This window comes from Phycisphaerales bacterium (assembly GCA_029268515.1).
GTDB lineage: Bacteria > Planctomycetota > Phycisphaerae > Phycisphaerales > SM1A02 > JAQWNP01.
The window spans coordinates 17,140-31,894 of the sequence record JAQWNP010000020.1 but is presented as its reverse complement, the minus strand read 5'-3'; the positions used below and the strand labels follow the sequence as shown (position 1 = coordinate 31,894).

Sequence of the window (14,755 nt, the reverse complement as noted above, 5' to 3'; positions counted from 1 at the left end):
TGTCGTTGTCTTACTCGTCGCAGATGCTGTTGCCGCCAAGGTCATCAAAGGGGCCTTTGACATCTTGGCCACTGTTATCACAAACCTTGCTGTCTCTTAAGTCGACATTGCCGCCGTTGTCCAGAATGTAGATGCCGTGTTTGCCGTTATCTTCGACAGTGCAGTCGTTTATTTTTCCGATGCTGTCATAGATGCCAACGCCACCACATTGATCTGCTGAATTTTTGGTGATCTTCGTATCTTGAAGCTTGAAGCCCGAGTCAAAAATCCCCACCCCGCCCGCGTACTTTGAAAGCTCTGGTACGTAGACGTAGTAGCCATCAGCTTCGTTCTTCTTAACATCACAGTCGACCATCTCAAGATAGCCTTCAATCACACCAACGCCCCCTGCTGCGCCAGCAATATTCTTCTGGAATTTACTTTTTCTGATCTCGGCAACCGACTCATCTAAGGCCACGCCACCACCACCAGAAGCTGCCTGGTTCTTCTTGAAATTACTGTCATCGATCTCGACGTCGGAATAGTAGTTTTGCATGCCTCCACCATCCTGATCGGCCGTGTTCTTCAAAAACGTGCATTTGTCGATCTTGATGTCACAGTTGTTGGTGAAGATGGCGCCTCCATCGAGTGTTGAGGAGTTAAATTTAAAAGACGTGTCTTTGAAAGTCGGTTTGCTTAGAAGTGCGTAGACCGCGCCACCAAGACCACCGCCGTATGCTTGGTTGTCCCGAAACGTACAGTTCTTGAAGAGTGGCTCCGATTGAAAGCCGATGCCAGCGCCGCCTCCGAACTTGGCCTGGTTGTATTGAAACACGCAATCACGAATAGTTGGATCAGTACTTGAGATGTAAACCCCTCCGCCTGCGTAGCCAGAGTCGCCGTTGTAGCTGCCCCAAGTACCGCTACCGTGAATGATGGTAAACCCGCGCAGTTCAGAGTTTCTTCCTTCGCTTGAATCAAAGGTCACAGCTGAGCCTTGAAACTGTGCGTCTATCTTTGTGTCACTGGCGCCGTCCTTACCAAAGACAGTGATGCGCTTTCCCTTGAAATCGATGGTTTCCTGATACGTGCCAGGATAGACCTTGACCTTATCACCATTGCCAGCAGCATTGATAGCAGCTTGGATTGTTGTGTAGTCCTGGCTACCGTCAAAGTTAACAGTGTAGGTTTTAGCAAGTGCCACTGGCGTCGCTATTGCGAGTGTGATCGCTGCGAACAACAGTCTTCGATTTAGTGTATCTCTCATTTCAGCACCCTTAATAAGTGAAGCTTGTAACCCCGAACTCATACGCCACAAACAAGCCATGGCCTAATAAGTTTATCAAGAGCGGCCTGATGAGCGTGAATTGCACAGAGCCACGACAAGGATCAAAGCCCCATTGAGCCAGCGTGACGGTGTGAGAGGGCAAGGCGTAGGGTGTTTTTGTGGATAAATAGAGAGTCGTCATGCTCCTGGGCTGAGATGGATGTTGGTGGCCACAGTGATAAACCCTATGAATGATCTTGGTGAAATGGCATTGCTATTGAACGCAGATCAACTGCTCGCATACAACAAGAGACCCCGGACAGTAACGGCCGGGGTCTCTCTGTATGTTGACTTGTCTTGACTGCCAAGTATCACTTCTTGACAGGGTGTGGTTTAGCGATCACAGATGTTGTTGCCGCCGAGGTTAGCAAAGGGACCCTTGACATCTTTTCCATTGTTTTGGCAGGCTTTGGTGTTTCTTATGTCAACTTTACCATTGTTGTCAAGAACATGGATGCCAGTCTTATTGTTGTCTTTGACTTCGCAATTATCAATGACGCCCACACTATCGTAGATGCCGACTCCGCCAGCCTGATCGGCACGATTGCGATCGATGGTGACGTCTTCTAGATCAAACCTGGACATATAGATTCCGATGCCACCAGCAAAGTTTGAAAACTCTGGGATATAAACGTAGTAACCATTTGCTTTATTCTTGCTAACTCTAGAATCAACGACCTTTAGGGAGCCTTCGAGGACGCCCACGCCGCCAGCGGCGCCTGCAGTGTTTTTGAGAAGAGTGCACTTCTTTAGTACGCCATCAGACTCGTCTAAAGCGATGCCTCCACCTGCAGATGCGGCTTGATTTTTCTTGAACAGAGTATTTACCGCGAAGAGGGTGGACAGGTAATTGTCTATTGCACCGCCATCCTGCTCTGCAGTATTTTTCAAGAACTTGCAGCCGTCTACCTCTACATCGCATTGGTTGGTATACATGGCGCCTCCATCGAGGGCGGAGTGGTTTCCCTTAAAGACGGTGTCAACAAATACTGGCTTGCTGTAAATAGCGTATACGCCACCGCCAAGTCCATTGCTGTAGGTGTAGTTGTCTCGGAACGTGCAACCCTCAAAAAGTGGTTTTGCGTCGAAGCCCACACCGGCACCGCCTCCAAACTCGGCGTAGTTATCTCGAATATCACAATCAATGATCTGCGGGTGAGCACCGGAAATGAAGAGTCCGCCTCCTGCATAGCCTGAATCGCCATCAGCAGCGGCCCATCGGCCTGAGCCATGGCGGATCGTGAAGCCTCTGAGTTCGGAGTTACGATTTTCCCCAGAAGAAAATGTAACAGTTGGCCCAAGAAACTGACCATCGATGTTGGTCTTCTTCGCACCTTTGGCACTGAAGATAAGAATACGCTTCCCAAGAAAATCGATGTTTTCTAGATATGTGCCTGGATAGACTTTAATTCGATCGCCATTGTTGGCAGCGTTGATTGCGGATTGGATAGTGGTGTATTGTCCATCTCCTATATCTGCGCTGACGCTGAGCTCTCCAGCCATCAACGATGTTGCACAAAAGACAGCTCCAATAGACGCAATCGAGAAACGTCGATACTTCAACATGTTCATTGTGATGCCCCTTTCTTCAGAATAGAACTAGAAGTCAATGATCAAGATGCCCAGCCAACTACGTCCTTGAGGCCGCCCCTTTCATTGATTCGACATACCGCATATCGAACAAGGGTTTGACGAGCACATATCAACGTGCACGAGCGGTCCGGACCTTCCCCTCAATCTGGTGGTTTTTTTCGCAAAAATTCTCTGAAAGGGGATTGACGGGCTACGGTGGGCATATTCAGATTGATCAGCCACTGTGCAGCGTCAGCGAAGTCGCAAAGCATCAATAGCGAGAAAGGGCAGGATGTCATGATCACAGAGAAAGAAGTGAAGCAGCTGGTAACGCTCCCGGAGATCCGTCCTTAAAAAAGCGAACGGTCGGAAACCTTATCTTGAAGCTCCGTCTCCTTTGCCGATGTTGATTATCTGAGGTCCTCGAGTCACATTCAGATGCATCTGCATATAGCCCTAAGATGTTTTTTAAAGGCACGTATACGCGAACAACGCGCCACACATTCTTGTAGACTTCAGCCACCGCCGTGGTTGCTGCTGTAGTTGCTGGCAACCTGCCTCCACCACAAAGTCGGTCTCCATCAGGTGATCCTAAGGATTAGAACGTGTCTGACAAGCCGATCATAGTGCGTCATGAATGGGGGGCGCTGAAGGAAGTCGTGGTTGGATTTCCCAACGTGCGCCTGCCCAGCAAACTGGCGGAGGCACCCAAGAGGTTTTTGTCGCAGGAAACGATCGAGATCATCGAGCGCAACGCCGGCAGAACACTTGAGGATTACAATCCGGAACTGAACAAGAAGCTCATCGCCCAGATCGATGCGATCATCAAGTTCCTTGAAGAACGTGGCATCGTTGTCCACCAGGTGAAGAAGCACCTGCCGTCGGAAGAGGCGTTTCTTGCAGGAATGAACGATGCGGTGTTTCAGACGTTTCCCCGTGATCCGATGCTGGTCATCGGGAACAACGTCATCGAGACCGCCATGTATGAACCCAATCGCCGGAGAGAGCGCTTCGCGGTGCGGCGTGCGATCGGCGAGCGAGTGGCCAACAGCGACGCTGTGATGGTTTCCATGCCGCAGCCTGAGCCGTTCCCAGCGGATAAGAATGGAGGTTATGGCCCAGGGCCGTTCCTTGAGGGAGGCGACGTCTTCGTGTTGGGGGCGGACATCTACGTCGGTGTTACTGGTAACGCATCAAACATGGCAGGTATTCAGTGGTTGCAGCGCTTCCTTGGCCCTGATTATCGCGTCCACACGGTTCCGCTTAGTAACCACTTCCTACACCTCGACTGCGTGCTTGCCACGCCACGTCCGGGACTAGCGATCATCTGTCGTGAGGGGTTCGGGGAGGGTCTTCCGGACTTCCTCCAAGGCTGGACATTGATCGATGTCTCTGCCCAAGACGCTGAAGGGAAGCTTGGCTGCAATGGTCTCGTCTTGGATGACAAGACGATGCTCGTGGGGGAGGACATGCCTGAACTGATCGATGCGTTGCGGCAGCAAGGCACGGAAGTCATCACCATGCCGATTGACGGGATCCACTGGCAAGGCGGTGGTTTCCGCTGTTGGCATCATCCGCTCGTTCGCGAGAGCTAGATCCACTAGTAAGTCTTTTTTGGTGATCGTTATTCGCTGTGGGCACAATTTTTCAGGGCAATAATGTGGTCCTCTTTTGTTGATGGAAGGCCCCGCAGTTGCATCAGTAGGCAGCGTTTATTTTAAAAAAAGATAGTGCAATATTTCACAATGGCGAGGACATATACTGTTATCAGAAGGCCTTCGTAGGGGCTCGTAAATAAGTTATCAGGTCAAAGTAAGAGGTCTTTTTGGATGAATTTTTGGCAATGTAGATGGCTGGCTATTGGTGTCATATCTTTAGCCGGCGTGGCCCAGGCGGATACGCTTGAGGTCTGTTCCAGTGGCTGTACCTATAGCAGCATTGAAACGGCGATGGTTGCGGCGCAAAGTGGTGACATCATTGAAATTGGGGCGGGTACTTATTATGAATCCAGTCTCTTTCCGACGACCCCAAACCTTACTTTCCGCGGAGCGACCAATGCAGACGGTTCTCCCGCTGTCATACTCGATGGTCAAGGTACCGCCGATATCCTGCTGGCTATCGGTGCGGTTGATGCGTCAGGCACGACCGTAGAGAACATCGTTTTTACGGGATCAATAGGCAATGCGTTGTGGATCTACCACTACGCTCCTACCATCCGCAACTGCACCTTCACCGGCATCACCAGCGAGTGGGAGGGCGCAGCGATCTGGAGCAGCGACAGCGAGGCGCTCATCGAGGACTGCCGTTTCGTGGGCAACGACGCGGGCGATTCCGGCAACATCCTCTTCAACAAGTCCATCTCCGGTGACAACCCAGGCCTGCTCGTCCTTAAGTGCTCCTTCGAGGACAATCAGGGGCAGGCAATCGCGCAGATCCAATTCACCACCGCCGGTATCCAGGACTGCACGTTCCGCAACAACACGGCAACGGCCGCGATTTCCGCCTGGGGATCTGGAGGCATGGTGATGGTGTCGGACACGCTTTTCTGCGAGAACGATGCCGCAGCGATCGAAGGCACCTGGGATGACGGGGGCGGCAACACGGTGCAGGACGAATGCCCAGTTGACTGCCCCGGTGATCTCAACGGTGATTTACAGGTCGACCTTGCAGACTTTTCAACTTTCCTGATTCAGTTCGGCCAGACTGGTGCTGATTTAGAAGCGGACCTTGATCAAGACCTTGATGTTGACCTTCAGGACTTCTCTTTGTTTCTCATCAGGTATGGAGAAGTTTGTGATGGGGCGCGCGATCTCAGATAAAACCTTGTTCTGAGCTTTTTTATCTGAACGTCTTGAATGGTAAAAGAACTATCTAGCCCCTTGAGGGGGCTTATTCCTATGGAAGATCTCATGAGCACTTTTATTTAGAGGGTAGGGGCTTGTGTCAATCCACTTGGTTTGATTCAATAGACGCAAGTTTGATGGTCTGTGGGGCGGCCTTTAGAGAGGGAGGATGCTGATGGGGAGGTCACCACTGACACGCTTGATGCCAAATTACTTAATTGCAACACTGTCCTTGTTATGTTTTTCTGTAGGAAGCTGGGCAGCTGATCTCAGTGTTGTGGTTGGTTGGGGTGATAATGAATATGGTCAAAGCAATGAGCAGTCCATTCTCAGTGGGCATGTAGCCATGTCTGCTGGAGGCTGGCATACGCTGGCGCTTCGTGCAGATGGCACGGTTGATGCTTGGGGATGGGCGGTTTTCGCTCAGACCGCTGTGCCAACAGATTTGACTGACGTCGTTGCGATTGAAAGTGGATCGCTGAGTTCTTTTGCAATCACAAAAGAAGGTGATCTCATTGCTTGGGGGCTTGAGTACATTGACCAGGCGACAGCAATGGCTGGTCTTGGTAACACGATTGCAATTGCTGCAGGTGATCAGCATGCTGTTGCAGTCAAGAGTGATGGAACTGTGGTTGCCTGGGGTGAGAATGGGTCGAACCAAAGAGATGTGCCAGTTGGCCTCAATGGTGTGGCTAGTGTTTCGGCCTTGGGGAACTTCACTATTGCACTCAAACGGGACGGGACGGTGGTCGCTTGGGGCTCCAATCTAAACAGTGAGTCATTAGTGCCGATAGGCTTGACGGATGTGGTGCAGGTCGCGGCAGGTGGCTCACACGCACTGGCTTTAAAGTCGGATGGCACCATTGTGAGCTGGGGGCTGAATACTTCGGGGCAGACTGACGTTCCAGCTGATATTGGCTCGGTGAAACAGATCGCTGCTGGCCTGAATCATTCTCTTGCTTTGAAAATGGATGGCACAGTAGTGGCCTGGGGAGCGAATGCTGATGGCCAGCAGATCGTGCCTACTGGACTCCCTAGCATCGGTCAGATTAGTGCCGGGGCGAACTTCTCGATGGCTATGATTGAAATTAGCACAAATTGTATAACTGGGGATATGAACGGGGATGGCACGGTGGATACCGCGGATCATGTTCTTCTGAGTGCCACTCTGGGGATATGTGATGGGGACATCAACCGAGACGGAATCGTTGACTTGGGCGATTTCTCTGTTTTTCTGGTGAGTTTTGGGACAAGCTGTGAGGCGCCACTGCGTGCTGCAGTCGGGAGTGCTCTCAATGCAGCTCATCAGCAATCGGTCAAATCGGTATCTCGAGGTTCGGGATCAATAAGCCTAGGCACTTTTAAGCCGCTACAATGACCGCTCGTATCGAATTTGTTTGAAACGGCCATAGGGCATAAACCAGTTGCACCGGCATAAGAATTTCTGAAACCGTGTGACTCGTCCGAACTTCCACGGATGGGAGCTAGATGAGTAGTCTCTTGCCAAATAAACCGGCTGTTATTGATGTCCCGCCTGCGAGATCGTCTCCAGTCTCTGAGGCCGTGCCCATACCCGTACCAATTGAAGAACCTGGCGGTAGGCCAATTCTGCCGCTGCCCGACACCGTCGTTAAGGGTGAGCTTAACTGGCCATATCTAATCTCAATTGTTGGCATTCACATTCTGGCACTGGCAGCTATTTGGCCATGGACATTCAGCTGGACTGGATTAATTGTGATGGTGGTTGGTGTGCATGTCTTTGGTCAGGCAATCAATTTGCTCTACCACCGAGTCCTGACGCATCGGAGTTGTGTACTACCGAAATGGCTTGAGCACTTATTTGCACTCATGGCATTGTGTTGTCTTCAGGACACGCCAGCAAAATGGGTGGCGGTTCATCGCTATCATCACTTGCATTCAGATGAACACGAAGATCCTCACAGTCCACTGGTTAATTTTATCTGGGGACATGTTGGCTGGCTGCTCGTGACCAACAAACGTACCAACAATATTCACACCTATCAAAAGTATGCGAGTGATATCCTTAAAGATCCTTTCTATATGAGACTCGAAAAGAGCAAGAAGTGGACCTGGATTATTCTTGTTCAATCCTTTCTGTTCTTTGCAGTTGGCTACGGTCTCGGTTGGGCTATTGATGGCACCGGTATGGCTGCTCTGCAGTTTGGTGTCAGCCTCTTTGTATGGGGGGTTCTCGTCCGTACTGTGGTTGTTTGGCATATTACGTGGTCGGTGAACTCTCTTTCGCATCTGTTTGGATACCAGAGTCATGACACAGATGATCACAGCACCAACAACTGGTTAGTCGCTCTGTTGACCGTTGGTGAAGGTTGGCATAACAATCATCACCACGATCCAGCAAGCGCATGCAATCAGCATCGATGGTGGGAGTTCGATATCACCTATTACGAGATCAAACTTCTAGAGCTTTTTGGCCTGGCGAGTAAGGTGGTTCCGCCTCAATCGAAGCGCAGAGCTCAAGCGAGAGCTCGGCAAGCTGAGCGTGACCAGGCATCATCATAAAGAGTTGGTTGCTTCCGCTTATCTGGCAGCGAATGCAGTAATCTGTACGGCATGAGCAACCTAATGGCTATTCTCTCGCCCGCCAAGACAATGGACATGGGTGAAACACAATTGGTATCAGCAACATCGCGGCCTCGATTGGGCAGTCAGACCAAGCAGTTAGCGGCCGTTCTAGAAAGCTACACACCGAAGCGTCTCAGTTCACTGATGTCGATCTCCGACAAGTTGGCGCAACTTAATGCTAAAAGATGGGATCAGTTTGGTGCCAAAGCGAATCAGCGTGGGGCAGCAGCGTTGTGTTTTCGCGGTGATGTATACCAGGGTTTTGAGGCATGGTCGTTAGACAAGCGTAGCCTTGGTTGGGCCCAGGATCACATCCGTATTCTCAGTGGGCTTTATGGAATGCTTAGGCCAATGGATGTCATTCAACCCTATCGGTTAGAAATGGGGACGCGCCTTAAGACAGACGCTGGAAAATCGCTCTACGAGTTCTGGGGTGATGCAATCACCAAGATCTTGTTGCGAGACCTAAAGGCAGTCAAAGCGACAACGCTTGTTAATCTTGCCAGCGACGAATATTTCAAAGCAGTTGATGAAGAAAAACTCGGCGTGCCCATTGTCAACGTCAAATTCTTGCAGCGTGATGGAAGGCAAGACAAGTTCATCTCTTTCTTCGCCAAAAGAGCAAGAGGTCTCATGGCCAGATGGATGTCGATCGCTCGTGTGAAGAAGGTCAAAGACTTGGCAGGCTTCGATCTTGAGGGGTATCGATTGGATGCGAAAGCAGGCTCCGAGTTTGAACTCATTTTCAAACGCCCAAAACCAGCAGCGAAACAAGCGAGCTAGCGTGTCACAATAGCGCTGTTGGCATTTTATGACTGCTGTAGCTGAGTTTCCAAAATCAACAATGAGGTTGGTTTTGGCAACAAATCTTGCCGCTTCAGTAAACGACTGTTTACATGCTATGCAGCGATGAAATCGACCACCGTTGCGTTCTAACCAACATAAAAAGCTTTTCCACTTGCCTGGGCTGCTTTTAAATCGACCCTCAGTAGATTCTCTCTAGATCCAACTCGCTGGCTCAATATTCAATTTCAGCGTGTGAGGGGTGTTTTGGCAATCTCTAGGAACACACCGAGGCCAGAATCGTAAAGGACATGGAGTGATCCCTGAGGATGAGGAAGCCTCGAAGAGAGACAGAAGGACGTTGGTGGGGTACAGGAGCAATGATGAAAAAATTCAATCGCTTGTATTGCACCAGTGGCATGGCTGCTTTTGCTATCGCATTTTCGACACATGGCTTAAGGGCCGATGGTCGTCAATCAGCATGTCCCGCTGATTTTGACCAGAGTGGTGCTGTAGATATCAACGATTTCAGTCAGTTCTTGGTTGCCTGGGGATCGACAAATTCAACTTACGACCTCGATAATAGTGGGCAGGTTGATCTCGGCGATTTTTCTCTGTTTTTAGTCGCATTCGGTCAATGCCCAGAGATTGTTGAGGGGCCGTTTAATTATCACGAGGCTCTGCAGAAAGCAGTTACCTTTTATGATGCCCAGCGCTCCGGTGATCTACCTGACGATTATTCACTGAACTGGCGCGGTGACTGTTACGACGAAATTGAACTTATTCAGCAGCGCAATGGACAATATGATTTTGATCCAGCGATTATCAATCGTTATATGGATGCTGGTGACACCTCGACGTTTGTTTTACCAATTAGTTCAGCGATGACCATTATGGCGTGGGGTGGTATTGAATTCGGAGATGGCTTCAACGCCTCTGATCAAATGGATCGACTTCTCGAAACGCTGCGATGGCATGCCGACTGGTGTATTGCAGCCCATCCAGAGCCCAATGTCTTTTGTGGTCAGATTGGTGATGGAGCGCCGTCGCACATTGCCTGGGGACCAGTTGAACCCGATGTGCCTCAGCCAGAGGATGGCTACTATTACCCGCTGGAATGGGTCTGGTGGCTCAACGCAGAAAATCCAGGCTCTGAACCAGCCGGTGAGTCAGCTGCATTTCTTGCGGCGGCATCAATTCTCTTTGAAGAGACTGATCCTGACTATGCCGCCACGCTTTTGCAGCACGCACGTGAACTGTACGCGTTTGCGGATACCTATCGTGGAACTTACACCGACTCGATTCCAGAAATTGACAACTACTATGACTCTTGGACTGGATACTTTGATGAACTTGCTTGGTCGGCGGCATGGATCTACCGAGCAACCGGCGAGCAAACCTATCTTGATCAAGCAGAGGCTCATTTTGACTCAGCCAATGAAGATCCGAACTGGTCACATTCATGGGATGGCAAGACCAACGGCGCTGCTTGTCTGCTCGCTGGACTGACCGGCAAGCAAGAGTACAAAGACTATATGGAAGATCACCTTGGCAACTGGTTGCCAGGTGGCAGTGTGGCTTACACACCTGGTGGGCTTGCTTGGCTTAGTGAATGGGGATCACTCAGGTATGCTGCCAATACAGCGTTCATTGCCTTTGTCTATGCCGACACGGTTGAAGATCCTGATGGGCGTTACCAGCAGTTTGGTGAACAGCAAATCAACTACATGTTGGGTGACAATCCTCGCAACTCAAGTTACGTGTGTGGTTTTGGTAATAATCCGCCCCTGAAGCCTCACCACCGTAGTGCTCATGGATCGTGGAACAATTGGATCGAGGATCCAGATCCCAACCGCAATGAATTATGGGGTGCTTTGGTCGGTGGCCCTGCCTCTGCAGACGATTATGACTTTGCTGATGTGCGAAGTGACTATGTGCGGAATGAAGTAACGTGTGATTACAACGCCGGCTTCGTCGCAGCGCTTGGTCGCATGGCGCGAGAATATAATGGCACAACGCTACCGAACTTTCCTCCCAAGGAAGATCCCTATGGCAAGGAGATGTTTGTTGAAGCCTCAATCATTTCCGATGGCAACTCATCAACAACCATTCGATGCCGCATTAATAACCGCAGTAATTTTCCGGCGCGACCCAGTGAATCGCTGGCCTATCGCATCTATGTTGATCTTTCAGAAGTATTTAGTGCAGGATATGACGTAGAAGATGTCGTCATTGACAGTGGCTTCCTTGATGGTGGAAGCCTCGGTTCCTTGGTGATCGCGAATGCCTCAAGCAATCTTTACTTCGTTGAGGTCTCCTACGCTGGGCAAGACATCACGCCGGGATTCGGCAATCGCTATCGTCGAGATGCTGAATTTACTATTGGCCTGAGTAATGCCGCCGCAGATGTTTGGGATTCGAGCAATGACCCATCACTGGCTGATTTGCCTTTTGGTCAGTCAGCCATTGCAAAAACTGAAATGATACCTGTCTACGATGCTGGTATTCTCATTTATGGTGAGCAGGGACTACTTGACTGTAATGACAATGGCATTGCTGATGTTGATGAGATTGCCAGTGGCGCCGCGGACATTGATGGCAACGGCCAGCTTGATGAGTGTCAAGCAGACTGTGATGGGGATGGTCTTCCTGACAGCTATGAAATAGCGAACGGAGACGCCGATTGTGACGGCGACTCGATTCCAGATGGCTGCCAATCATTCGATGATTGTGATAACGATGGCACTGCTGATGCCTGCGCGATTGCTCAGGGACTTGTGGCAGACTGTAATGGAAATGGTGTTCCTGATAGCTGTGACATTACCAATGGATTAGATGACAGTGACAGTGATGGCGTTCCTGATGCATGTCAGATCAGTGGTATCACTTATCGCTTTGTGCAAAATGATGTATGGCAGGGCGGATTTACAGCCGACTTGTTTATCACCAATAATTCCGATCAGCCACTTGAAGATTGGACTGCCAGTTGGAATGCCAACTACACCGTGGTTAATGCTTGGGCCTCTCAGTTCCAATCTCAAGTCAATGGTGTGGTCACGGTTATTCATCCGACATGGGATGACACATTGCAAAGTGGTGAAAGTGCACAAATTGGTTTTGAAGGTGCTGGTCAGGCCAGTGAACCAACAGAAGTGTTCATTAACGGTATTGAAGTCACAAATGAAAACTGATTGAAAAAGTAAGGCCGAAATCTGGAAGAGTCTTGATGCAGCGGAAATCTGTTTTGCTGAAGCCTTGTTAATAGGTGAAGTGATTTATGACAGTTTTTAGCATTTCAATGGGGTTTCCTAAAGAATGCTGGTCAATGCCAATAGGTCGGCTACAGCTCGTACACCTTGTGCACATGAAATGCGGTGAAATACCACTCAGTAATGTCCTTTGGGATACGGATGTGTTTTCGCTTGATGATCGGCTTCAAGGTGCTTAGTACACTACGATGAGGCCGAGGGTCGGGGTTGTGCTTAAAGCGCAGTGGCGCTAGGTCAGCGTACCGGGCGAACAGGTGCACAAGCAGCAGAGAAGAAGAACAGAGAGCCACAAAGAGAGTCCGCAATCCGTCTACCCCCTCCAATGACATCCATCTAACTAGATAAGGTTAACAATGAGCAGTTCACCGATTCTGTCGGTTTCTATAGTCTTGATACAAATAATGCTTGGGGGTGCACTTTGTTCAACCGTAGAGGCACAGGTAACATTCGATGGGGCGAGCCGAGATGCTTGTTCGTCTCTTATTGATGAAGAGTCACCATCGCGTCATTTAGCTCAGGTCATCAATCAAGAGCCAGTTTGGTCTGAGGATGATCTAAGTGCAGACACCAGAGTGATCTATGTCAGCTCATCAGAGGGCAGTGACTCAAACAGTGGTTTTAGTGAAAACGATCCTGTGCGTACGCTTGAGGAAGCGGAGTCGCGAATGCGTGATGGTTTTCCTGATTGGCTGTTGCTTAAGCGAGGTGATGTTTGGGACGAAGGTTTTGGTACTTGGACATTGTCTGGTCGGTCTGAGAGTGAGCCAATGATCGTTGGCGCTTACGGGTCTGGAACCGAGCGGCCCCATCTTCGGCCGCCAAATAAAGGGTTCTATTTGCTGGGAAGTCCAAGGCACTTGTGGATCACGAGTTTGCGCATTACGAGAACGGAATACTCGCAGTATGGCAGTGGTGTATATATGCACTTAAGTGGTAGCGATGGTGAAGATTTATTGCTCGAAGATCTTTATATCTCGGGATTTGATCCAAACATTGGCTTGTCTGCAGTAAACGACAGCCTTGTGTTTAGGAATCTCAGAATACGAGGCGTGGTGAGTGTCGATGCGGTGCGATTGTTACAGGATGGTACCCAAGACACAGGCACCACGACGCAGGGCCTGTTTCTAAATCATATTGATGGTGCATTGATTGAGCGCTGTGTCTTTGATCACAATGGTCGTTCGCAGGATCCCAATCTAGATATCTCAGGCATACATAGTCACAATGTGTACTGTCAGCTGCACACGAAGAATATTGTCGTTCGTGATTCAATCTTCGCAAATGCAGGTAGTCATTCCCTGAAGTTGCTTGGTGGTGGTACTGTAGAGGATTGCCTCTTCTTGGAAAATCCACTGGCCCTTCTCTGTGGTTATACGGGTGCATCTTCTGGTGTTGGTGCGACGTCAACCATTCAAAACAATATCGTTCTTGGTAGTCAGCCAATCAATTCATCGACGCCTCGTGGCTATGGTATTCAACTTGCAAATTGTAAAGACACGATCGTTCAAGATAATGTAATTGCACATAATACAACACAGCCATATGGCGTTGCTATCAGTGTTGAGATCAGTAATGAAAGTGCCTGTGACAATTTAAATATTATTGATAACTATGCCTTTAATTGGCTGGGTGCCACGATGAAAGTTAGCTTGATTGGCGAGAGTGATTATGATTTAAAAATCAAACGTAATCATTTTGACGGGTATTACCAGGCGGGCCTTGGCGAGAGCTTTGTGCTGCGATTAAATGAGACTGAGCTTGCAAGCGAGATTGAATTCCAGGACAACACCTACTATGTCGATTCCGTTCCGGTCTTCGCTTGGATTGGGAACCAGTGGCTAGATTATGGCCAGTGGCAGGCCTCTGCGAATGATGTTGGTAGCGTTAATGAAGCTCACCTTGCCGGTCGATGGGACAGCCTAACGATCGAGGCGTATCAGGCGTCGATTGGTCAGTCGCCTACACTCAATTCGTTTATGGCAGGAGCGCGTAAGCAGCAACGGGACGCGTGGGATAGTCAGTACACATCTGATTCAGTGTGGCGATACATGGCTACTGAACTGGCTAAAATAGACTTAGGTGTTCCGGAAGAGCCAGGGCCAATTTGTCATGGTGATTTTAATGATGACAGCGTTGTTGATGTAGATGATTTTTCGATTCTGCTGCTGGAGTATGGGGCAGAGGGTAAGAGCTTGAATGCTGACCTCAATCAAGATGGCATAGTTGATCTCTTTGATTTTACGGGGCTCTTGATCTACTTTGGGGAAAGTTGTGACCATCCCTCGCCACACTAATCGATGAGAAAATCAACAATCTTTTGGAGCTCATCGCGCTACAAGTTTCTGGTTGATCGATCGACTTAGAATTGCGTTGTTGTG

The 14,755-nt window shown here is 49.6% G+C and carries 10 protein-coding genes; 8 read left to right on the top strand and 2 right to left on the bottom strand.

The window, feature by feature from the left end:
- Positions 1-10: 10 nt before the first annotated feature.
- Entirely contained in the window at positions 11-1,246 is a 1,236-nt protein-coding gene (locus P8J86_12925; GenBank protein MDG2055593.1) for a right-handed parallel beta-helix repeat-containing protein, read from the bottom strand.
- A 393-nt stretch (positions 1,247-1,639) separates the two neighbouring features.
- Positions 1,640-2,878 carry a right-handed parallel beta-helix repeat-containing protein gene (locus P8J86_12920; GenBank protein MDG2055592.1) on the bottom strand — a complete coding sequence of 413 codons (1,239 nt, stop codon included), beginning with the start codon at positions 2,876-2,878 and terminating at the stop codon, positions 1,640-1,642.
- 605 nt (positions 2,879-3,483) lie between these two features.
- Between P8J86_12920 and P8J86_12915 the strand changes: the two genes are divergently transcribed.
- The 8 genes from P8J86_12915 to P8J86_12880 all read left to right on the top strand — a co-directional run bounded on the left by P8J86_12915 (position 3,484) and on the right by P8J86_12880 (position 14,671).
- A complete protein-coding gene (locus P8J86_12915; GenBank protein MDG2055591.1) occupies positions 3,484-4,473 on the top strand; it encodes an arginine deiminase family protein in 990 nt (329 codons plus the stop codon).
- A gap of 234 nt (positions 4,474-4,707) precedes the next feature.
- Positions 4,708-5,697: a right-handed parallel beta-helix repeat-containing protein gene (locus P8J86_12910; protein ID MDG2055590.1), complete on the top strand. Its 990-nt coding sequence runs from the start codon at positions 4,708-4,710 to the stop codon at positions 5,695-5,697.
- A gap of 199 nt (positions 5,698-5,896) precedes the next feature.
- The gene (locus tag P8J86_12905; GenBank protein ID MDG2055589.1) at positions 5,897-7,099 is read left to right on the top strand and encodes a hypothetical protein; all 1,203 of its coding nucleotides are present in this window, start codon (positions 5,897-5,899) and stop codon (positions 7,097-7,099) included.
- Positions 7,100-7,209: 110 nt separating this feature from the next.
- Complete coding sequence (locus P8J86_12900; protein ID MDG2055588.1) at positions 7,210-8,262, top strand: fatty acid desaturase; 1,053 nt, start codon at positions 7,210-7,212, stop codon at positions 8,260-8,262.
- 51 nt (positions 8,263-8,313) lie between these two features.
- On the top strand, positions 8,314-9,108 hold the full coding sequence (gene yaaA / locus P8J86_12895; GenBank protein ID MDG2055587.1) for a peroxide stress protein YaaA: 795 nt from the start codon (positions 8,314-8,316) through the stop codon (positions 9,106-9,108).
- A 380-nt stretch (positions 9,109-9,488) separates the two neighbouring features.
- Positions 9,489-12,299: a glycoside hydrolase family 9 protein gene (locus tag P8J86_12890; protein MDG2055586.1), complete on the top strand. Its 2,811-nt coding sequence runs from the start codon at positions 9,489-9,491 to the stop codon at positions 12,297-12,299.
- 86 nt (positions 12,300-12,385) lie between these two features.
- Positions 12,386-12,556, top strand: coding sequence for a hypothetical protein (locus P8J86_12885; protein ID MDG2055585.1), 171 nt, complete (start codon positions 12,386-12,388; stop codon positions 12,554-12,556).
- A gap of 174 nt (positions 12,557-12,730) precedes the next feature.
- Positions 12,731-14,671: a right-handed parallel beta-helix repeat-containing protein gene (locus P8J86_12880; protein ID MDG2055584.1), complete on the top strand. Its 1,941-nt coding sequence runs from the start codon at positions 12,731-12,733 to the stop codon at positions 14,669-14,671.
- The last annotated feature ends 84 nt before the right edge of the window (positions 14,672-14,755 follow it).

Bases quoted from the DNA above. Each gene is read 5' to 3' on its own strand.
- P8J86_12925 (MDG2055593.1), bottom strand. From the start codon at position 1,246: ATGAGAGATACACTAAATCGAAGACTGTTGTTCGCAGCGATCACACTC.
- P8J86_12920 (MDG2055592.1), bottom strand. From the start codon at position 2,878: ATGAACATGTTGAAGTATCGACGTTTCTCGATTGCGTCTATTGGAGCT.
- P8J86_12910 (MDG2055590.1), top strand. From the start codon at position 4,708: ATGAATTTTTGGCAATGTAGATGGCTGGCTATTGGTGTCATATCTTTA.
- P8J86_12905 (MDG2055589.1), top strand. From the start codon at position 5,897: ATGGGGAGGTCACCACTGACACGCTTGATGCCAAATTACTTAATTGCA.
- P8J86_12900 (MDG2055588.1), top strand. From the start codon at position 7,210: ATGAGTAGTCTCTTGCCAAATAAACCGGCTGTTATTGATGTCCCGCCT.
- yaaA (MDG2055587.1), top strand. From the start codon at position 8,314: ATGAGCAACCTAATGGCTATTCTCTCGCCCGCCAAGACAATGGACATG.
- P8J86_12890 (MDG2055586.1), top strand. From the start codon at position 9,489: ATGATGAAAAAATTCAATCGCTTGTATTGCACCAGTGGCATGGCTGCT.
- P8J86_12885 (MDG2055585.1), top strand. From the start codon at position 12,386: ATGACAGTTTTTAGCATTTCAATGGGGTTTCCTAAAGAATGCTGGTCA.
- P8J86_12880 (MDG2055584.1), top strand. From the start codon at position 12,731: ATGAGCAGTTCACCGATTCTGTCGGTTTCTATAGTCTTGATACAAATA.